The sequence below is a fragment of the Xanthomonas sp. JL1 genome (assembly GCF_038405005.1).
In genome coordinates this window covers 49,025-70,019 of the sequence record NZ_JBBYGR010000010.1, presented here as the reverse complement: position 1 = coordinate 70,019, position 20,995 = coordinate 49,025, and the positions used below count along the sequence as shown (strand labels likewise).

Here is a 20,995-nt window from a genome sequence, read left to right as displayed (position 1 = left end):
CATGGCACATCATCACGCACCCTCAGGCCCGGTCGGTCCGGCGCCGCTGCCGCATCAGGTGGTGTATACGACGCTGCATTACGACACCCCGTGGTCGTACGAGAGCTATCTGAAAACAGGTGGCTACGCCGCGCTGCGCAAGATCCTCGAAGAGAAGATCGCGCCGGCCGATGTCATCGAAATGGTCAAGGCGTCGAATCTGCGCGGCCGTGGCGGCGCGGGCTTCCCGACCGGTTTGAAGTGGTCGTTCATGCCCAAGGGCACGATGCAGAAGTACATCCTGTGCAACTCTGACGAATCCGAGCCGGGTACCTGCAAGGACCGCGACATCCTGCGTTACAACCCGCATTCGGTGGTGGAGGGCATGGCGATCGCCTGCTACGCCACCGGCTCGACGGTGGGGTACAACTATCTGCGTGGCGAGTTCCACCACGAGCCGTTCGAAAATTTCGAGCTGGCGCTGGCCGACGCGTACGCCAACGGTTGGTTGGGCAAGAACATCCTCGGCAGCGGCGTGGATATCGATATCTACGGCGCGCTGGGTGCCGGTGCCTACATCTGCGGCGAAGAAACCGCATTGATGGAATCTCTGGAAGGCAAGAAAGGCCAGCCGCGCTACAAGCCGCCGTTCCCGGCCAACTTCGGCCTGTACGGCAAGCCGACCACCATCAACAACACCGAGACCTATGCGTCGGTGCCGGCGATCATTCGCAACGGCCCGGAGTGGTTCCTTGGGTTGAGCAAGACCAAAAACGGCGGCCCGAAGATTTTCTCGGTGTCCGGTTGCGTGCAGAAGGGCGGCAATTTCGAAGTGCCGCTCGGCACCACCTTCGACGAATTGCTGGAAATGGCCGGCGGTCTGCGCCCGGGTCGCAAGCTCAAGGGCGTGGTGCCCGGTGGCGTGTCGATGCCGGTGCTGAAAGCCGACCAGGTCGCTGGCCTGCAGATGGATTACGACACCTTGCGCGCACTGGGCACCGGCTTGGGTTCGGGCGCCATCGTGGTGCTGGACGACAGCGTCTGCTGCGTGCGTTTCGCTTGCCGCATCTCGCAGTTCTTCCACAAGGAATCCTGCGGCCAGTGCACCCCGTGCCGCGAGGGCACCGGCTGGATGCACCGCGTGCTGGAGCGCATTGTCGCCGGCAAGGCCACGATGGAAGACCTGCATCAGCTGCGTACCGTGGCCGGCCAGATCGAAGGCCACACCATCTGCGCGTTCGGTGAAGCGGCGGCATGGCCGATTCAGGGCTTCCTGCGTCAGTTCTGGGACGAGTTCGAGTACTACATCGTCAACGGTCGTTCGATCGTCGATACGCAAGTCGGAGTGGCTGCATGAGCGCCCAACCAGTGAACCCGAACGTGCCACCGGACCATGTCACCGTCGAGATCGACGGGCAGTCTTTGGTGGTGCCGAAGGGCTCGATGATCATTCAGGCGGCCGACAAGGCCGGCATCCCGATCCCGCGCTTCTGCTACCACGAGAAGCTGCCGATCGCGGCCAACTGCCGCATGTGCCTGGTCGATGTCGAGAAATCGCCGAAGCCCTCGCCTGCCTGCGCCACGCCGGTGATGGATGGCATGAAGGTCACGACCCGTAGCGAAAAGGCGCTGAAGTACCAGCGCAGCGTGATGGAATTCCTGCTGATCAATCACCCGCTGGACTGCCCGATCTGCGATCAGGGCGGCGAGTGCGAGCTGCAGGACGTCTCGCTCGGCTACGGTCGTTCGGTGAGCCGTTTCAACGAGCGCAAGCGCGTGGTGCCTGACGAAGACATCGGTCCGTTGGTCGCCACCGAAATGACCCGCTGCATCCAGTGCACCCGCTGTGTGCGTTTCACTGCAGACATCGCCGGCACCTACGAACTGGGCGGCATGTATCGCGGCGAAAACCTGCAGATCGGTACCTACGACGGCAAGCCGCTGACCACCGAAATTTCCGGCAACGTCATCGACGTGTGCCCGGTGGGCGCGCTGACCAACAAGGTGTTTCAGTTTCGCGCACGTCCGTGGGAATTGATGGCGCGCGAGTCGCTGGGTTATCACGATGCCATGGGCTCGAACCTGTTCCTGCATGTGCGTCGCGGCGAAGTGCTGCGCACCGTGCCGCGCGAGAACGAGGCGGTCAACGAATGCTGGCTGTCGGATCGCGACCGTTATTCGCATCAGGGTCTGTACGCCGAAGATCGCGCGGTCAAGCCGCTGAAGAAGGTCAACGGCGAGTGGACCGAAGTGAGCTGGACCGAAGGTCTGGCTGCCGCGACCCAGATCCTGCGCGACAACGCCGGCGATCAGCTCGGCGTGCTGGTGCATCCGTCCACGTCCAACGAAGAGGGCGCACTACTCGCGCGTCTGGCCGAAGGGCTGGGCAGTGGCAATCTGGACCATCGTCTGCCCAATCGCGACTTCTCCGATGCTGCAGTGGCCCACGCCTTCGCCACGCCGCTGGCCGAGATCGAACAGGCCGACGTGGTGGTGGTGTTCGGTTCCAACGTGCGCCATGAGTTGCCGTTGCTGCATGCACGTCTGCGCAAGGCGCATATCCAGAACCGCACCCAGATTCATTCGGTCAATCCGGTCGATTTCGATTTCGCTTTCACCCAGGCGAGCCGCACCGTGGTGGCGCCGTCGCAGCTGGCAGCTGCGCTTGACGATGCAGCGCTGCGCGATGCGGTCAAGGGCGCCAGCCGCGCCGTGATCGTGGTCGGCGCGCTGGTCGAAAATCATCCGCAGGCTGCAGCGCTGCGCGCCGCTGCACGTGATTTTGCCGCCGCAACCGGCGCATCGTTGTGCCGCATCCCGCAGGGTGCCAACGCCGTCGGTCTGGTCGCGCAGGGCGTGCTGCCCACCGCGCGCGATGTCGCCGGCATGCTGGGCCAGCCGCGTCAGGCGTATGTGCTCTACGGCATCGAGCCGGGCCTGGATTTTGCCGATGCCGCCGCTGCGCGCAGCGCGCTGGCCGGGGCCAAGGTCGTCGCCTTCAGTCAGTTCGCTTGTGCGTCCACGCGCGATGTGGCCGACGTGATTCTGCCGATCGGTGCGTTGCCGGAAATCGATGCATCGCTGACCAATCTGGATGGTCGCGTGCAGACCGCACGTGCCGCAGGCCGCTTGCCGGTCGAAGTGCGCGAGGGTTGGCGTGTGCTGCGTGCACTCGGCGGTGAGCTGGGTCTGGCCGGGTTCGAATTCATCGATCTGGTTGGCCTGCGCGCCGGCATGCAGACCCGCAGCGTGACGCCGACGGCGTCGGCACAGCCGGCAGTCGTCAGTAACGGGCTGGAAGTCGCTGCGACTGCAGCGATCTATCGCACCGACGCGGTGGTGCGCCGCGCCGCTGCGCTGCAATCCCATCCGCTCAACGTCGCGCCGTGCGTGGCGATGCATCCGGAGCAGGCGGCGCAGTTGCAGGTCCAGGCAGGTCAGATGGTCAAGGTCGGTACCGATGCCGGTGAGGCAACGTTGCCGGTGGTGCTGGACAAGCGCGTCGCACCGGGCACGGTGTGGATCGAATCAGGCCATGGCGCAACCGCGCCGCTCGGTGCCGGTCGTGTAACGGTGGTGGCTGCATGAACGAATTGCTGTTGAACCTGGTCGACCCCTTGCACCAGTGGTTTCTGGGACTGGGCGATGGCGGCGTGGTGCTCTGGTCGGTCTTGAAGATCCTGCTGATCGCCGTGCCGGTGATCGTGTCGGTGGCCTTCTATGTGGTCTGGGAGCGCAAGCTGATCGGCTGGATGCACGTGCGCCACGGGCCCATGTACGTGGGTATGGGCATCTTCCAGGCCTTCGCCGACGTGTTCAAACTCCTGTTCAAGGAAATCCTGCAACCGAGTAGCTCGCACAAGGCGATGTTCATCATCGCCCCGTTGCTGACCCTGGCACCTGCATTTGCCGCCTGGTCGGTGGTGCCGTTCGATGCGAAGCTGGTGTTGTCCAACGCCAACGTCGGCTTGCTCTATCTGCTGGCGATGACCTCGCTGGGCGTGTACGGCATCATCCTGGCCGGCTGGGCATCGAACTCGAAGTACGCCTTCCTGGGCGCGATGCGCTCGGCAGCACAGGTGGTCAGCTACGAAATTGCGATGGGCTTTGCGCTGGTCGGCGTGATGATTGCCTCCGGTAGCGTCAATTTGAGTCAGATCGTGTTCGCGCAGGCGGGTAACTCCGGCTTCTTCGACTGGTTCCTGATTCCGCTGTTCCCATTGTTCATCGTGTACTGGGTGTCCGGCGTCGCCGAAACCAACCGCGCGCCGTTCGACGTGGTGGAAGGCGAATCGGAAATCGTCGCCGGGCACATGGTGGAATATTCGGGCGGTGCGTTCGCGCTGTTCTTCCTGGCCGAATACGCCAACATGATCCTGGTCAGCTTCCTGATCTCGATCTTCTTCTTCGGCGGTTGGTTGAGCCCGATCCAGGGCTGGGTCAACGCGGACATCTCGCCGTGGATCGACTGGCTGTGGAAGGGCGGCTGGCCATGGCTGCTGATGAAGGTGTTCTTCTTCGCCAGCGCCTACATCTGGTTCCGTGCCAGCTTCCCCCGTTACCGCTACGACCAGATCATGCGTCTGGGCTGGAAGGTCTTCATTCCGCTCACGATCGTGTGGATCGCAGTGACGGCGTTGATGGTGTTTTACGGCGTGATCCAGAAGGGCGTGTAATTGATGAACAAGATCACCCACTACTTTAAGAGCCTGCTGCTGCTCGAACTGCTCGGCGGCTTGTGGCTGACGTTGAAATACACGTTCAAGCCCAAGTACACCGTGCTGTATCCGATGGAGAAGTTCCCGCAGTCGCCACGCTTCCGTGGCCTGCACGCGCTGCGTCGCTATCCCAATGGTGAAGAGCGTTGCATCGCCTGCAAGCTGTGCGAAGCGGTGTGCCCGGCGCTGGCGATCACCATCGACTCGGCCAAGCGCGAAGACGGCACCCGCCGTACCACGCGCTACGACATCGATCTGTTCAAGTGCATCTTCTGCGGCTTCTGCGAAGAAAGCTGCCCGGTGGACTCGATCGTCGAAACGCACATCCTCGAGTACCACTTCGAGAAGCGTGGCGAAAACATTATCAACAAGCCGCAGCTGCTGGCGATCGGAGACCGGTTAGAAACCGAGATCGCCGAGCGTCGCGCTGCCGATGCCGCCTTCCGTTGAGGTCATGATGGACTGGGTCACTCTTGCTTTCTACGCCTTCTCCGCCGTCGCGGTCGTGTCCGCCGGTGCGGTGATCAGCGTGCGCAACCCGGTGTACGCCGTGTTGTGCCTGATCCTCACGTTCTTCTCGATGGCATGCATCTGGTTGCTGGTTGGCGCCGAATTCCTCGGTGTGACGCTGGTGCTGGTCTACGTCGGCGCAGTGATGGTGCTGTTCCTGTTCGTGGTGATGATGCTGGACATCGACACCAGCCGCCTTCGCGAGGGGTGGGTCAAGTACATGCCGCTGGGCGTCATCATGGCGGTTGCCATGTTGGCGCAGATGGTCACCTTGATCGGCGTCAAGGCACGTAGCGCCACGCCGTTCCCGGCGGACAACGCTGCAGCGCAAGCCGCGGACAGCTCCAACCTGACCTGGTTGGCCAAGAGCCTGTACACCGAGTTCCTGCTGCCGTTCGAGTTTGCTGCGGTGATCCTGACCGTGGCGGTGGTTGCTGCGGTGATGCTGACCTTGCGCAAGCGCACCGGCATCAAGTTGCAGAACGCCGGCGAGCAGTCACGGGTGAAAGCGGGCGACCGTCTGCGCATGGTCAAAATGGCGGTTGAAAAGCCGGTACAGGTTGCGCCGCAGGGCGACGCGGCCGACGGACAGGAGGCGAAGTCTTGATTACCTTGGGCCACCTGTTGGGACTGGGCGCGGTGCTGTTCTGCATCTCCCTGGCCGGCATCTTCCTCAACCGCAAGAACGTCATCGTGTTGCTGATGTCGATCGAGTTGATGCTGCTGTCGGTCAACGTCAACTTCATCGCGTTCTCGCGCGAGCTCGGCGATACCGCCGGTCAGTTGTTCGTGTTCTTCATTCTGACGGTTGCCGCTGCGGAGGCTGCAATCGGCCTTGCGATCCTGGTGACTCTGTTCCGCACACGCCGCACGATCAATGTGGCCGAAGTCGATACGTTGAAGGGCTGACCTGTAGATGGAAATCACTCTCTCCAAGAGTCTGTTGATCGCAGTGGTGCTTGCACCGTTGGTCGGCAGCATCATCGCCGGCCTGTTCGGGCGCCAGGTAGGGCGCAAGGGCGCGCAGTACGTCACCATCCTCGGTGTGGCGGTCAGCTGCGTGTTGTCGTGCCTGATGCTGTATCAGCTGGTGGGGCAGGGCGCCAGCCCGTTCAATCAAAACCTCTACACGTTCTTCGACGTCGGTAATTACTCGGCGCATGTCGGCTTCATGGTCGACCGCCTGACCGCGATGATGATGGTGGTGGTGACCTTCGTGTCGCTGCTGGTGCACATCTACACCATCGGCTACATGGAAGAAGATCCGGGCTACCAGCGTTTCTTTAGCTACATCTCGTTGTTCACCTTCTCCATGCTCACGCTGGTGATGAGCAACAACTTCCTGCAGCTGTTCTTCGGCTGGGAAGCGGTGGGTTTGGTGTCGTACCTGCTGATCGGTTTCTGGTTCAAGCGCCCGACCGCCGTGTTCGCCAACATGAAGGCGTTCCTAGTCAATCGCGTCGGCGACTTCGGCTTCATTCTGGGTATTGCCGGCGTGCTGTTGTGGTTCGGCTCGCTGGATTACTCCACCGTGTTTGCCAACGCGACCACCATGGCAGGTGCCAAGGTGCAGCTGTTCGCGGGTCACGAATGGAGTGTGATGACGCTGATCTGCATCTGCCTGTTCATCGGTGCGATGGGCAAATCGGCGCAGGTGCCGCTGCATGTGTGGCTGCCGGACTCGATGGAAGGCCCGACCCCGATCTCGGCGCTGATCCACGCCGCAACGATGGTCACCGCGGGCATCTTCATGGTGGCGCGCATGTCGCCGCTGTTCGAACTGTCGGAAACCGCACTGAACTTCATCCTGTTCATTGGTGCCACCACGGCCTTCTTCACCGGCCTGATCGGCATCGTGCAGAACGACATCAAGCGGGTGGTGGCGTACTCGACGCTGTCGCAGCTTGGCTACATGACCGTGGCGTTGGGCGTGTCGGCCTATTCGGCGGCCGTGTTCCATCTGATGACGCACGCCTTCTTCAAGGCGCTGCTGTTCCTGGCCGCCGGCTCGGTCATCATCGGCATGCACCACGAGCAGGACATGCGCAAGATGGGCGGCCTGCGCAAGTACATGAAGGTAACTTACTGGACCAGCGTGATCGGTACCTTGGCCCTGGTCGGTACGCCGTTCTTCTCCGGGTTCTACTCGAAGGACACCATCATTGAAGCGGCTGCGCACCACGCGCATGAGTCGCATAGCTGGGTCGCGACCTACGGCTATTGGGCAGTGCTCGGCGGCGTGCTGGTGACCAGTTTCTACAGCTTCCGCCTGTTGTTCCTGACCTTCCACGGCAAGGAGCGCTTCCGCGACGCCCATGCGCACGACGCGCATGCGCATCACGACAGCGCCCATACCGATGCCGAAGCGCAGCTCCACGCACACGATGCGCATGCCCACGACACGCATGGTCACGACGATCATGGACACGGCCACCACGGTGCGCACGAGCCGCATGAGTCCAAATGGGTGGTGACGCTGCCGTTGATCCTGCTGGCGATTCCGTCGGTGGCGATCGGTTTCTTCACCATCGGCCCGATGTTGTTCGGCACCGATTGGCAGGGGCACCATGCAGCGCACGCGATGAAGGGCCAGGCAATTTCGTTCTTCACCGGCATCGCCGATTTCTACGATCCCGCGCGCGACACCGTGGGTGCACTGGCCGAAGAGTTCCATGGCCCGCTCGCCTTCGCCCTGCATGGCATGACCGCAGCACCGTTCTTCCTGACCGTGGCCGGCCTGCTGCTGGCGGCGTTGTTCTACCTGTGGGAGCCGGAACTGGCCGCCAAATCGCGCCAGGCGTTCGCGCCGATAGTGTGGTTGCTGGAAAACAAGTACGGCTTCGACAAGCTGTGGATCAATGGCTTCGCCGGTGGTGGCGTCGTCCTTGGCAAGGCGTCACGTGCAGTCGATACCCATGTGGTCGACGGTGTGGTCGTCAATGGTTCTGCCCGACTGATCGACCTGGCTGCAAATCTGCTGCGTCGCACGCAATCCGGTTTCCTCTATCACTACGCCTTCGCAATGATCATCGGTTTGATTGCCTTGTTGGCGGTACTGATGCATTTCTGGCGTTGACCTGTACGGAATAAGAAAACGTGTCGAACTGGCCTTTACTGTCTATCTTGATCTGGCTGCCGATTATCGGTGGCGCCCTGATCCTTGCGTTGCGCAACGCCGAGACTGCCCGCTGGGCATCGCTGGCGGTGGCGGTGGCGACCTTTGCGCTGAGTCTGCCGCTGCTGGGCTACGACACTGCCAATGACGCCATGCAGTTCATCGAACTGCATGCCTGGATCCCGGCCTACAACATCGGCTACAACCTGGGCGTGGACGGCATCGCGGTTGCGTTGATCGTGCTGACCACGCTGGTGACGGTGCTGGCACTGATCGGCGCCTGGCGCTCGATCGATAAGCGTGTTAATCAGTATGTTGCCGCCTTCCTGATCCTGGAAGGCGTCACGGTCGGTATTTTTGCAGCGACCGACGCGATGCTGTTCTACGTCTTCTTTGAAGCCATGCTGATCCCGATGTTCCTGATCATCGGTGTCTGGGGCGGCCCGCGGCGCATCTACGCGGCAATGAAGTTCTTCCTCTACACCTTCCTCGGCTCGGTGCTGATGCTGGTGGGCCTGGTGTATCTGTATCTGAAGGGCGGTAGCTTCCAACTGGCCGACCTGTATGCGCTGCAGCTGAGCGCCAAGGAACAGACCTGGATCTTCTTCGCCTTCCTGATCGCGTTCGCGGTCAAGGTGCCGATGTTTCCGGTGCACACCTGGCTGCCCGATGCGCACGTCGAGGCACCGACGGCTGGTTCGGTGATCCTGGCCGCGATCGCGTTGAAGATCGGTGGCTACGGCTTCCTGCGCTTCAATCTGCCGATCGTGCCGGACGCGAGCCATGAGTTCGCCTGGTTGGTCATCGCGCTGTCGCTGATTGCGGTGATCTACGTCGGCCTGGTGGCATTGGTGCAGGACGACATGAAGAAGCTGGTGGCGTATTCGTCCATCGCGCACATGGGTTTCGTCACGCTGGGCACCTTCATCGCCTTCACCCTGGTGCGCGAGTACGGCAGCACCGATGCTGCTCGTCTGGGCCTGCAGGGCGCGATGGTGCAGATGATTTCGCACGGTTTTGTGTCTGGTGCGATGTTCTCCTGCATTGGCGTGCTCTACGACCGCATGCACACCCGTCGCATCGCCGATTACGGCGGCGTGGTCAATGTGATGCCGTGGTTTGCCACCTTCGCCATGTTGTTCTTCATGGCCAATGCCGGCCTGCCGGGAACCAGTGGTTTCGTCGGCGAGTTCATGGTGATCCTGGCCAGCTTCCAGAAGCACCCGCTGGTTGCCTTCGCCGCTGGCACCACCTTGGTGATCACCGCTGCGTACACGCTATGGCTCTACAAGCGTGTGTTCTTCGGCGAAGTAGCCAACGCCCACGTGGCCGAGCTGAAGGACATCAATGGCCGCGAAGCATTTGTTCTGGGGGTGTTCGCCGCCGGCGTGCTGGCCATGGGCCTGTACCCGAAGCCGCTGACTGATCTGATGGAGCCGTCGATCGCCAAGCTGGCTACCCAGATTGCCGCGACCAAGCTCTGACCGCTTGCCGTACGTTTTGATTTCCAGGATTTAATGATGACCACGCCAACGCTCGCGCCGTTGACCACCGCTGACCTGGCTCCGCTCGTACCGGAGCTGGTGCTGATCGGCGGCGCTTTCGCACTGCTGATGCTCGATCTGTTCGTGAGCCAGCGGAACAAGGTCTGGACCCACTTGTTCTCCGTCGCTGTTCTTGCCGTGGTGCTCGTGTTGTTGGCAACCGGCACGGGCGGGCAGGGCGACATCTTCAACGGCATGTTCGTTCGCGACACCGCGGCCGATGTCATGAAGACCGTGATCGTGCTGGTCAGTGGGCTGAGTCTGGTCTATGGCTGGACGTACCTGCGCGAACGCAATCTCTACCAGGGCGAAATTCCGGTGTTGGTGTTGTTCGCTACCGCCGGCATGATGTTGCTGGCGTCGGCCGGTAGCCTGTTGATGGTCTATCTGGGTCTGGAGTTGCTGGCGCTGTGCTCCTATGCACTGGTCGCTTCCAACCGTGACAACGGCCTGGCGACCGAAGCGGCGATGAAGTATTTCGTGCTCGGGTCGCTGGCATCGGGCCTGCTGTTGTACGGCATGTCGCTGGTCTATGGCGCCACCGGTACGCTCAGCCTGGCCGGCATCCATGATGCGATCGAAGGCTCCAACGAGCGCACGCTGCTGCTCACCGGCACCATCTTCATGATCTCCGGCGTCGCCTTCAAGCTCGGCGCTGCGCCGTTCCACATGTGGTTGCCTGACGTCTATCAGGGTGCGCCTGCGCCGATTGCGTTGTTGATCAGCTCGGCGCCCAAGCTTGCGGCCTTCGGGATGGCGTATCGCCTGCTGGAAGTCGGTATGGGTCCGTTGTCGCCGCAGTGGCATCTGCTGATCGGCGGCCTGTCTGCGGTGTCGTTGGTCGTCGGTAACCTGATGGCCATTGCGCAGAGCAACCTCAAGCGCATGCTCGCGTACTCGACCGTCTCGCATATCGGCTTCCTGCTGATGGGCGTGGCCGGTGGCGGCGAAGAGGGCTATGCGGCTGCAATGTTCTACGCGGTCAGCTACACCATCATGTCCACCGCGTCGTTCGGCGCCATCATCGCGCTGTCGCGCAATGGGTTCGAAGCGGAGAACATCGACGACTTCAAGGGACTCAACGCGCGCAATCCGTGGATGGCTGGACTGGTGTTGTGCATCATGGCATCGCTGGCAGGGATCCCACCGTTTCTCGGCTTCTGGACCAAGTTGGCGGTGCTGGGCGCGGCGGTGAAGGGCGACATGCTGTGGCTGGCCCTGGTCGGCGTCATCTGCGCGGTGATCGGTGCGTACTACTACCTGCGTGTCATCAAGGTCATGTACTTCGACGAGCCGGTCGGCGAGCCGTTGCCGGCCAATAACGATCGCGTGCTGGGCGCCGTGCTCGGCGTCAACGCGCTGGCCTTGCTTGCGCTTGGTCTGGCCTGGAGTCCGATCATGGTGTGGTGCCAGCGCGCGTTCGCTGGTCTCGCCTAAGACCGCTGCGTCAGCGTTAGGTTTTGCAGTGCCGCATCCTGCATTTGGCATCGCACTGAAATAAAACTGCGCTGACTGTTTCGTTTTTGTTGCATTGCGGGTATCATGCGTCGCGACGTTGAACAGCCGCCACGCGGTTCAATAGATGAAAAACTAGGGCTTGTAATTACTGCTCAAGTTCTTCATAATTCCGCTTCTGCTGCGGGGTGGAGCAGTCTGGCAGCTCGTCGGGCTCATAACCCGAAGGTCGCAGGTTCAAATCCTGCCCCCGCTACCAAGTTTCGAATTGTTGCTTCATAGCAGTAATTCAACTTCTTGGATCGTAAGGACGCAAGTTCCCGTCCTTACGCCGACCCTGAGAGGTCGGGCTTTTTTCACTCAAGGGGCCCATCGGGCCCCTTGTTTTTTCCGGAACCGGAAAGTTTGCTGCCGGTTGCCGGGGTTTTACTGGCAATCATCTGATTAGGGCAGTCTGTGAGCGAAAAAGCGACTGAAATCGCGAATCTGCTGAGTCCAACGGTTGACTCCCTGGGCGTGGAACTGCTGGGCGTGGAATATCTCCCCGCTCCAGGTGGCGCCACATTGCGCCTGTATATCGATGTGCCGCTGGCCGAACAGCCCGAGCGTGTCATCAACGTCGACGATTGCGAGCGCGTGAGCCGTGAAGTCTCGGCCCAGCTCGATGTGGAAGACCCGATCAGCGGCCACTACACCCTGGAAGTGTCATCGCCGGGTGTGGATCGTCCGCTGTTCACGCTGGAACAGTTCGCGCGCCATGCCGGCGAATCCACGAAGATTGTCTTGAAGCTGGCGCAGGATGGTCGGCGCCGCTTCCAGGGCGAAATCCTGCGTATCGATGCCGAGGCTGGCGCCGTGGTGTTTGCCATCGACGGCAAGGACGTGCAGATCGGCTTCGATAACATCGACAAGGCGCGCATCCTGCCGGATTGGGTCGCGTTGGGCCTGGCACCGCAGAAACCGAATAAGCCCGGCCCGAAAAAAACCGGGCACGAGAAGAAGAAACCATCCAACGAGTCGGCGGCTGGCAAGCCGCGCGCGGAGTGACGAAATGAGTAAGGAACTTTTGCTGGTAGTGGATGCGGTCGCCAATGAAAAAGGCGTGCCGCGCGAAGTGATCTTCGATGCGATCGAGGCCGCGCTGGCTTCCGCAGCGAAGAAGCGCTACCCCGACCAGGACGTGCTGGCCCGCGTCACCATCGATCACAAGGACGGTACCTACGAAACCTACCGTCGTTGGGAAGTGGTTGCCGATGACGTGGTGATGGAATCCCCGGACCGCCAGGTGCGTCTGATGGATGCCATCGACGAAGCCGACGGCGTGGATGTGGGCGACTACATCGAAGAACAGATCGAAAACCCAGACTTCGGTCGTATCGCCGCGCAGGCTGCCAAGCAGGTGATCGTGCAGCGTGTGCGCGAAGCCGAGCGTCAGCAGGTGGTCGATGCGTGGAAGGATCGCGTCGGTGAGTTGATCACCGGTGTGGTCAAGCGCGCCGAGCGCGGCAATATCTTTGTCGATCTGGGCGGCAATGCCGAAGCCTTCATTCCGAAGGACAAGGGCATTCCGCGCGACGTGTTGCGTCCCGGCGACCGCGTCCGCGGTTATCTGGCCGAAGTGCGTTCCGAGCCGCGTGGCCCGCAGCTGTTCATCAGCCGCGCCGCGCCGGAATTCATGATCGAACTGTTCAAGCTTGAAGTGCCGGAAGTGGGCCAGGGCCTGGTCGAGATCAATGCCTGCGCACGCGATCCGGGCGACCGCGCCAAGATCGCCGTGATCGCGCACGACGCCCGCACCGATCCGATCGGCGCGTGCATCGGTATGCGTGGTTCGCGCGTCCAGGCGGTCTCCAACGAGCTCAATGGCGAGCGCGTGGACATCGTGTTGTGGAACGAGAATCCGGCCAACTTCGTCATCAACGCGATGGCGCCGGCCGAAGTGCAGTCGATCATCGTCGATGAAGACAAGCACTCGATGGACCTGGCCGTGGCAGAAGACCGCCTGGCGCAGGCGATCGGCAAGGGCGGCCAGAACGTGCGTCTGGCCAGCCGCCTGACCGGCTGGCAGCTCAACGTGATGACCGCTGATCAGGTGGCCGCCAAGTCCGAGGCCGAGCAGGCAGCGGCACGCAAGCTGTTCATGGATCGCCTGGAAGTGGACGAAGAAATCTCCGCGATCCTGGTGTCCGAAGGCTTCAACACGGTCGAAGAAATCGCCTACGTGCCGGTTGGCGAGTTGCTGGCGGTCGAAGGCTTCGACGAAGACATCGTCGAAGAATTGCGCGCCCGTGCCCGCGATGCGCTGCTCAACGCCGCGCTGGCAGAAGAAGAAGGCCTGGAAGGAACTCAGCCCACCGAGGACCTGCTGGCGCTGGAGGGGATGGACGAGGAGACGGCAGTTGCGCTGGCCGAGCACGGCGTGCGCACCAGCGAGGACTTGTCCGACCTGGCTGCGGACGAGATCGTCGACTTCGGCATCGAGGGTTTGACCCAGGAGCGCGCCGCGGCGCTGATCCTGGCGGCCCGCGCCGAGGAGATCGCCCGTTTGGAGCGCGGCGAATGAGCCGGCAATGAACCGCGCCCTGACCCCATCAGGGCTTAGAATCAGCGTTTCCCTTGCTGTGGGCGAGGGGGCGCCAACCAGATCATAGGATCCGAATGTCGCAGCAAACCACCATCCGCAAGCTTGCCGAACTGGTCAATACGCCGGTCGATAAACTGCTGGTTCAACTGGCCGAGGCCGGAATGAAGTTCAGCGGTCCCGACCAGGTCGTGACCAGCACCGAGAAGATGAAACTGCTTGGCTTCCTGCGTCGCACGCATGGCAAGGCCGAAACGCCCGCCGAAGCGGCGAGCGAAGCAGCCAAGAAGATCACGCTCAATCGGCGCAAGCTGCAGGAGGTCACTGTCAGCGCCGGCCGCACCAAGACCACGGTCAACGTGGAAGTGCGGCAGAAGCGTACCTACGTAAAGTCCGAGAACGAAGGCAGTGGCCGTGCCACGCCGATGACGCCGGACGAAGAGCGCGCAGACATCCTGGCCAAGCTCGCCGCTTCGCGTCAGCGCAACCTCGATGAGCAGCAGCGCCTCGCCGAAAGCGACCGCGTGCGCGACGAGGAAATCCAACGCAAGCGCGACGAAGAGCAGGCCGCCAAGGACCGCGCAGAAGCCGAGCGCAAGGCTGCCGAGGAAGCCGCTGCGGCTGCCAGTGCGCCGGCGCCGGCGCCGGTGGCTGCTGCGCCGACACCGTCTGCCGCAGCGCCTGCTGCACGCGCACCGTCGTCGCCGTCTTCCGCACCGCGTCCTTCGCGTCCGGGTGGCGCATCGCCGGCCTCGCGTCCGTCAACGCCGGCACGTCCGGACGACCGCAACAACGCCGCCAAGCACAAGACGCGCGGTTCGCACGTCATGGTGGCCGGTGTCGAAGACGACGATGCGACCAAGCGCTTCGCCGGGCAGTTGCATCTGTCCGCGGCCGATCGTGCGCGTCGTTCCAACGTGCGTGGCAAGCCGACCGGTCGTCCGGGTTCGTCGTCCTCGCGCCGTGGCAACGACAACGGTCGTGGCAGCAACCAGGCCAACAGCGGCCCGCACGGGTTCGAGCGTCCCACCGCGCCGGTGGTGCGTGAAGTGGCGATCGGTGAGACCATCACCGTTGCAGACCTGGCGCAGAAGCTCGCGCTCAAGGGCGGCGACGTGGTCAAGGCGCTGTTCAAGATGGGCGTCATGGCGACCATCACCCAAAGCATCGATCACGACACCGCCGCGCTGGTGACCGAAGAACTCGGCCACAAGGCCGTGCGTGCCGACAATGCCGATTTCGAGGACGCGCTGCTGGCGCACGCCGAAGACGCGCAGGGCGACACCACGACGCGTCCGCCGGTGGTCACCATCATGGGTCACGTCGATCATGGCAAGACCTCGCTGCTGGATTACATCCGTCGCACCAAGATCGCCTCGGGCGAAGCCGGCGGCATCACCCAGCACATCGGTGCGTACCACGTCGAAACCGATCGTGGCGTCATCAGCTTCCTGGATACGCCCGGCCATGCCGCGTTTACCTCGATGCGTGCCCGTGGTGCCAAGATCACCGACATCGTGGTGCTGGTGGTTGCGGCCGACGATGGCGTGATGCCGCAGACCAAGGAAGCGGTCGCGCATGCCAAGGCGGCAGGCGTTCCTTTGATCGTGGCGGTCAACAAGATCGACAAGGCCGGCGCGGATCCGCTGCGGGTCAAGAACGAGCTGTTGGCCGAAAACGTGGTAGCCGAAGACTTCGGTGGCGATACCCAGTTCATCGAAGTGTCGGCCAAGGTCGGTACCGGCGTGGACACGCTGCTGGACGCGATTTCGCTGCAGGCCGAAGTGCTGGAACTCAAGGCGGTGGCCGAAGGCCGCGCCAGCGGTACGGTCATCGAATCCTCGCTGGACAAGGGCCGCGGCCCGGTGGCGACGGTGCTGGTGCAGCAGGGCGCGCTGAAGCGTGGCGACTACCTGGTGTGCGGCATTCAGTACGGCCGCGTGCGTGCGCTGTTCGACGAAACCGGCCATCAGCCGGGCTCGGCGGGCCCATCGATTCCGGTGCAGGTGCTCGGCTTGTCCGGCGTGCCGGAAGCCGGCGATGACTTCGTGGTTGTCGACGACGAGCGTTTGGCCAAGGACGTGGCGCAGCAGCGCGAAACCAAGCGCCGCGAATCGCGTCTGGTGGCCTCGGCCACCAACCGCATGGAAGACATCCTGGCCCAGATGGGCAAGGGTGAAGGTCAGCAGGTGTTGAATCTGGTGATCAAGGCCGACGTGCAGGGTTCGGTGGAAGCACTCAAGCAGTCGCTGGTGGCGTTGTCCAACGAGGACATCCGCATCAACGTGATCCACTCCGGCGTGGGCGGCATCACCGAGTCGGATGCGAATTCGGCCGCGGCTTCCAAGGCCACGATCATCGGCTTCAACGTGCGTGCGGATGCGTCTGCGCGCAAGATCGTCGAGTCCAACGGTGTCGATCTGCGTTACTTCTCGATCATCTATGACGTGATCGACCAGGTGAAGCAGGTGGCATCCGGTCTGCTCGGCGTGGAAATCCGCGAAGAGATCATGGGTATTGCGCAGGTGCGCGACGTGTTCCGCAGCTCGAAGTTCGGCGCGGTTGCAGGCTGCATGATCATCGAAGGCGTGGTGAAGCGCAGCAAGCCGATCCGCGTGCTCCGCGACAGCGTCGTGGTGTTCGAAGGCGAGCTGGAATCGCTGCGTCGTTTCAAGGAAAACGTCGACGAAGTGCGCAACGGTAACGAGTGCGGTATCGGCGTGAAGGCGTACAACGACGTCAAGGCCGGCGACCAGATCGAGTGCTTCGAGCGTATCGAAGTGGCGCGTACGCTGTAATGGCGGACGGGGCCTGTGGGCCCCGGACTCCGCTCTGCGGAGTTGTCCAATGCAGGTTCTGCAAGGCGAGGGCGGCATGACCGCCCGCATTCGTTTTTGGCTTCGGTGCCGACTGGCCCTCCGAATCAACAAGGTCCACGACCATGGCAACCAAATCATTCCATCGCACCGACCGCGTGTCTGCGCAGGTGCGTCGCGACCTCGGCACGATCGTGCACGCGGCCGTGCGCGACCACGGCCTGCCGTCGGTCAGCGTCTCCGACGTCGAAATCAGCCGCGACCTGGCGCACGCCAAGGTCTTCGTGACTGCGTTGCAGCAGGAGCGTTCGGCCGAAGCGGTCAAGGGGCTCAAGGACATCGCCGGGCAGCTGCGCACGCAGTTGGCGCGCGCAATGAAGTTGCGCCATGTGCCCGAGCTGCACTTCCATTACGACGATTCGGTCGATCGCGGCGAACGCATCGACAATCTGTTGCGTGACCTGGACGACGTTGGCCCTGGGGCGACGTCCAGTGACGAAGACGCCGAACAGCGCTGAGCGCTGTTACGGCCTGCCGCCTCTGCTGCGGCCCTGATTTCCGCGGGCGCGCACAGCACCCGATTCGAGCATCGATCTTTTGAAACCCCGCATCGCTTACCGCCCGTTGCACGGCATCCTGTTGCTGGACAAGCCGGCCGGGCTCAGTTCCAACAATGCATTGCAGGCCGCGCGCCGCTTATTGCGTGCAGAGAAAGGTGGCCATACCGGTAGCCTGGACCCGCTGGCCACCGGCCTGCTACCGCTCTGCTTTGGCGAAGCCACCAAGATCGCCGGACTGCTGCTCGGGTCGGCCAAGGCGTACGACGCCGAGATCGTGCTGGGCGTCACCACCGATACCGATGATGCCGACGGCGAGCCGCTGCGCGAACGTGCGGTACCCGACGTGAGCGAGGCCGATCTGCAGGTGGCGCTGGCGGCTTTCATCGGCCGCATCCAGCAGCAGGCGCCGATCTATTCCGCACTCAAGCAAGGCGGTGAGCCGCTGTATGCCAAGGCGCGGCGTGGCGAGGTCATTGACGCGCCGGTACGTGAGGTCGAGGTGCAGGCGATCGAAGTGCTGGGCTACAGCGCGCCGCGTTTGACGCTGCGCGTGACCTGCGGTTCGGGGACGTATATCCGCAGCCTGGCGCGCGATCTCGGCGAGGTGCTGGGCTGCGGCGCGCATATCGCGTCGTTGCGTCGACTCTGGGTGGAGCCGTTTCGTGCTCCGCAAATGATCACGCTGGAGGGGTTGGCGACAGCGCTGGAAGCCGGCGCCGAGGCGCAGACGGTGTTGCTGCCGATCGAGGCCGGCCTGGCCGATTTTGCGCGGATCGTGCTCGATGCGGCTCTCGCGGCGCGTTTCCGCATGGGGCAGCGCTTGCGCGATGCCGCATTCCCGACTGGCCAGGTGGCCGTGTTCGGGCCCGACGGAAGCCCCTCGGGGCTGGGCTTGGTGGATGCGGATGGACGCTTGTCGCCACAGCGATTGTTCAATGGACTGAATGAGATTTCAGTATGTTAAGATTTTGTCAACTTGTTCCCTGGGCCGCCCAACGGTACAATTTCGCGGCTCTGATCGGGGCACCTCAGCGCAAAGCGCGCTCATCCCAAGCAAACGGCGAGTCCGGCGGTGCGTCACGCACGTTCCTGTCGACCACGCATCTATCGAGAACACATCATGTCTGTCGACACCCAGAAAGTTATTGAAGACAACAAGCGCAGCGCTCAGGACACCGGTTCGCCGGAAGTGCAGGTCGCTCTGCTGACCGCGCGTATCGAACTGCTGACCGGTCACTTCAAGACCCATAAGAAGGATCACCACAGCCGTCGTGGTCTGCTGCAGATGGTCAACCGTCGCCGCAGCCTGCTCGACTACCTGAAGAAGAAGGACAACGAGCGTTACAAGTCCTTGATCGAGAAGCTCGGCCTGCGCCGCTAATCGAGTCCTACCGCCGCGGCGCATCGATGCGCCGCGGTTTTGTTTTGGTCAATCGCACTCCGTTTTCGCAACACGCAACCTTGGGCCGGAGCCTCCCGGCCGCCCGTTTTCGGCATGGGTCGACGACGGTCCAACGCAGACAGTGACACCTAAGGAAAAACCTCCGTGGCAAAAATCACCAAAACCTTCCAGTACGGCAAGCACACCGTCACCCTTGAGACGGGCGAAATCGCTCGCCAGGCAGGCGGTGCCGTCATCGTCAAGTTCGACGACACCGTACTGCTGGTCACCGCCGTCGCCGCCAAGAGCGCGCGCGAAGGGCAGGACTTCTTTCCCCTGACGGTCGATTATCAGGAGAAGTTCTACGCCGGCGGCCGCATCCCGGGCGGCTTCTTCAAGCGCGAAGGACGTGCGACCGAGAAGGAAACGTTGATCTCGCGCCTGATCGATCGTCCGATCCGTCCGCTGTTCCCGGAGGACTACAAGAACGAAGTGCAGATCATCGCCACGGTGATGTCGATGAACCCTGACATCGACGGCGATATCGCCGCGCTGATCGGCGCATCGGCCGCGCTGTCGCTGGCCGGCACTCCGTTCAACGGCCCGATCGCTGCGGCGAAGGTCGGTTACAAGAATGGCGAATACATCCTCAACCCGACCGTGACCGATCTGAAGGATTCGCAGCTGGAGTTGGTCGTGGCCGGTACCGCCAATGCGGTGCTGATGGTCGAGTCCGAAGCCGAGTTGCTGTCGGAAGAAGTGATGCTGGGCGCGGTGACGTTCGGCCATCGCGAAATGCAGAAAGTCATCAACATCATCAACGAGCTGGCCGTCGAAGCCGGCACCAAGCCGTCCGATTGGGTGGCTCCGGCGAAGAACGACGGCATGATCGCCGCGCTGAAGGAAGCAGTGGGCGACCAGCTCGCTTCGGCTTTCCAGGTGCGCGACAAGCTGCAGCGCCGCGATGCGATTTCGGCGATCAAGAAGGACGTGCTGGGTGCGCTGGCGCCGCGCGCCACGATCGAAGGCTGGGCTGCCGGTGATCTGGCCAAGGAATTCGGCGAGCTGGAATACCAGACCATGCGTGGCTCGGTGCTCAGCACCAAGGTGCGTATCGACGGCCGTGCACTGGATACCGTGCGTCCGATCAGCGCCAAGGCCGGCGTGCTGCCGCGGACCCATGGCTCGGCGCTGTTCACCCGCGGCGAGACGCAGGCGATCGTGATCACCACGCTCGGCACCGCACGCGACGGTCAGGTCATCGACGCAGTCTCGGGCGAGTACAAGGAAAACTTCCTGTTCCATTACAACTTCCCTCCGTACTCGGTAGGCGAGTGCGGTCGTTTCGGTGCACCGAAGCGTCGCGAAATCGGTCACGGCCGTCTGGCCAAGCGCGGCGTGCTTGCCGTGATGCCGAGCCTGGAAGAATTCCCGTACACCATCCGCGTGGTTTCGGAAATTACCGAGTCCAACGGTTCGTCCTCGATGGCATCGGTGTGCGGTAGCTCGCTGGCGCTGATGGACGCCGGTGTGCCGATCAAGGCGCCGGTTGCCGGTATCGCGATGGGCCTGGTCAAGGAAGGCAACGACTTCGTCGTGCTTTCCGACATCCTGGGCGACGAAGATCACCTGGGCGACATGGACTTCAAGGTGGCCGGTACTGCCGAAGGCGTGTCCGCGCTGCAGATGGACATCAAGATCGAAGGCATCACCGAAGAGATCATGAAGCAGGCATTGCAGCAGGCCAAGGCTGGTCGTCTGCACATTCTGGGCGAGATGGCGCATGCACTGACCACACCGCGTCAGGAACTGAGCGACTACGCGCCGCGCCTGCTGACCATCAAGATTCACCCGGACAAGATCCGTGAAGTGATCGGCAAGGGCGGCTCGACCATCCAGGCGATCACCAAGGAAACCGGTACGCAGATCGACATCCAGGACGACGGCACGATCATCATTGCCTCGGTCAACGCGATTGCCGCGCAGGCTGCGAAGTCACGCATCGAGCAGATCACCTCGGACGTGGAGCCGGGCCGCATCTATGAAGGCAAGGTCGCCAAGATCATGGACTTCGGCGCGTTCGTCACCATCCTGCCGGGCAAGGACGGTCTGGTGCACGTCTCGCAGATTTCCAGCGAGCGCGTGGAGAAGGTCGGCGACAAGTTGAAGGAAGGCGATCTGGTCCGCGTCAAAGTGCTGGAAGTGGACAAGCAGGGCCGCATCCGTCTGTCGATCAAGGCAGTGGAAGAAGGCGAAGGCGTTCCGGCTTCGGCCGAGTAATCGCTGCTGTCTCATGCATCGCGTGTGATGCACGACGGAAAAGCGGGCTTCGGCCT

16 protein-coding genes and 1 tRNA gene are annotated in these 20,995 nt (G+C 62.5%); all 17 read left to right on the top strand.

Going from position 1 to position 20,995, the window contains the following annotated elements; translation table 11 throughout:
- The first annotated feature begins 1 nt into the window (after position 1).
- The 17 genes from nuoF (at position 2) to pnp (ending at position 20,939) form a co-directional block, all read left to right on the top strand.
- Entirely contained in the window at positions 2-1,336 is a 1,335-nt protein-coding gene (gene nuoF, locus WJW29_RS02495; protein ID WP_011259746.1) for an NADH-quinone oxidoreductase subunit NuoF, read from the top strand.
- Positions 1,333-3,567 (top strand): NADH-quinone oxidoreductase subunit NuoG, encoded by a 2,235-nt coding sequence (gene nuoG / locus WJW29_RS02490; protein ID WP_011409059.1) that lies wholly within the window; start codon positions 1,333-1,335, stop codon positions 3,565-3,567. Before nuoF ends, nuoG begins: the two co-directional genes overlap by 4 nt.
- Positions 3,564-4,655: an NADH-quinone oxidoreductase subunit NuoH gene (gene nuoH, locus WJW29_RS02485; protein ID WP_011409058.1), complete on the top strand. Its 1,092-nt coding sequence runs from the start codon at positions 3,564-3,566 to the stop codon at positions 4,653-4,655. The genes nuoG and nuoH overlap by 4 nt, the downstream gene beginning before the upstream one ends.
- 3 nt (positions 4,656-4,658) lie before the next feature.
- Positions 4,659-5,147 (top strand): NADH-quinone oxidoreductase subunit NuoI, encoded by a 489-nt coding sequence (gene nuoI, locus WJW29_RS02480; RefSeq protein ID WP_011409057.1) that lies wholly within the window; start codon positions 4,659-4,661, stop codon positions 5,145-5,147.
- Between the two features lie 4 nt (positions 5,148-5,151).
- Positions 5,152-5,814, top strand: a complete 663-nt coding sequence (locus WJW29_RS02475) for an NADH-quinone oxidoreductase subunit J (RefSeq protein ID WP_011409056.1) — start codon at positions 5,152-5,154, stop codon at positions 5,812-5,814.
- A complete protein-coding gene (gene nuoK, locus WJW29_RS02470; protein ID WP_005914274.1) occupies positions 5,811-6,116 on the top strand; it encodes an NADH-quinone oxidoreductase subunit NuoK in 306 nt (101 codons plus the stop codon). The genes WJW29_RS02475 and nuoK overlap by 4 nt, the downstream gene beginning before the upstream one ends.
- Positions 6,117-6,123: 7 nt before the next feature.
- Positions 6,124-8,283: an NADH-quinone oxidoreductase subunit L gene (gene nuoL / locus WJW29_RS02465; RefSeq protein WP_011409055.1), complete on the top strand. Its 2,160-nt coding sequence runs from the start codon at positions 6,124-6,126 to the stop codon at positions 8,281-8,283.
- 20 nt (positions 8,284-8,303) lie between these two features.
- On the top strand, positions 8,304-9,806 hold the full coding sequence (locus tag WJW29_RS02460) for an NADH-quinone oxidoreductase subunit M (protein WP_011259740.1): 1,503 nt from the start codon (positions 8,304-8,306) through the stop codon (positions 9,804-9,806).
- A gap of 36 nt (positions 9,807-9,842) precedes the next feature.
- Positions 9,843-11,303 (top strand): NADH-quinone oxidoreductase subunit NuoN, encoded by a 1,461-nt coding sequence (gene nuoN, locus WJW29_RS02455; protein WP_011409054.1) that lies wholly within the window; start codon positions 9,843-9,845, stop codon positions 11,301-11,303.
- Positions 11,304-11,503: 200 nt separating this feature from the next.
- Positions 11,504-11,580, top strand: a tRNA-Met gene (locus WJW29_RS02450).
- A gap of 197 nt (positions 11,581-11,777) precedes the next feature.
- Positions 11,778-12,368 (top strand): ribosome maturation factor RimP, encoded by a 591-nt coding sequence (gene rimP, locus WJW29_RS02445; RefSeq protein ID WP_011259738.1) that lies wholly within the window; start codon positions 11,778-11,780, stop codon positions 12,366-12,368.
- Between the two features lie 4 nt (positions 12,369-12,372).
- Positions 12,373-13,884 (top strand): transcription termination factor NusA, encoded by a 1,512-nt coding sequence (gene nusA / locus WJW29_RS02440; protein WP_011259737.1) that lies wholly within the window; start codon positions 12,373-12,375, stop codon positions 13,882-13,884.
- A 95-nt stretch (positions 13,885-13,979) separates the two neighbouring features.
- The gene (gene infB, locus WJW29_RS02435) at positions 13,980-16,700 is read left to right on the top strand and encodes a translation initiation factor IF-2 (protein ID WP_011409053.1); all 2,721 of its coding nucleotides are present in this window, start codon (positions 13,980-13,982) and stop codon (positions 16,698-16,700) included.
- Positions 16,701-16,843: 143 nt separating this feature from the next.
- Positions 16,844-17,236 carry a 30S ribosome-binding factor RbfA gene (gene rbfA, locus WJW29_RS02430; RefSeq protein WP_011259735.1) on the top strand — a complete coding sequence of 131 codons (393 nt, stop codon included), beginning with the start codon at positions 16,844-16,846 and terminating at the stop codon, positions 17,234-17,236.
- A gap of 79 nt (positions 17,237-17,315) precedes the next feature.
- Complete coding sequence (gene truB, locus WJW29_RS02425; protein WP_011259734.1) at positions 17,316-18,242, top strand: tRNA pseudouridine(55) synthase TruB; 927 nt, start codon at positions 17,316-17,318, stop codon at positions 18,240-18,242.
- 156 nt (positions 18,243-18,398) lie between these two features.
- Positions 18,399-18,659, top strand: coding sequence for a 30S ribosomal protein S15 (gene rpsO / locus WJW29_RS02420; protein ID WP_003485583.1), 261 nt, complete (start codon positions 18,399-18,401; stop codon positions 18,657-18,659).
- Between the two features lie 165 nt (positions 18,660-18,824).
- The gene (gene pnp / locus WJW29_RS02415; RefSeq protein WP_011259733.1) at positions 18,825-20,939 is read left to right on the top strand and encodes a polyribonucleotide nucleotidyltransferase; all 2,115 of its coding nucleotides are present in this window, start codon (positions 18,825-18,827) and stop codon (positions 20,937-20,939) included.
- The last annotated feature ends 56 nt before the right edge of the window (positions 20,940-20,995 follow it).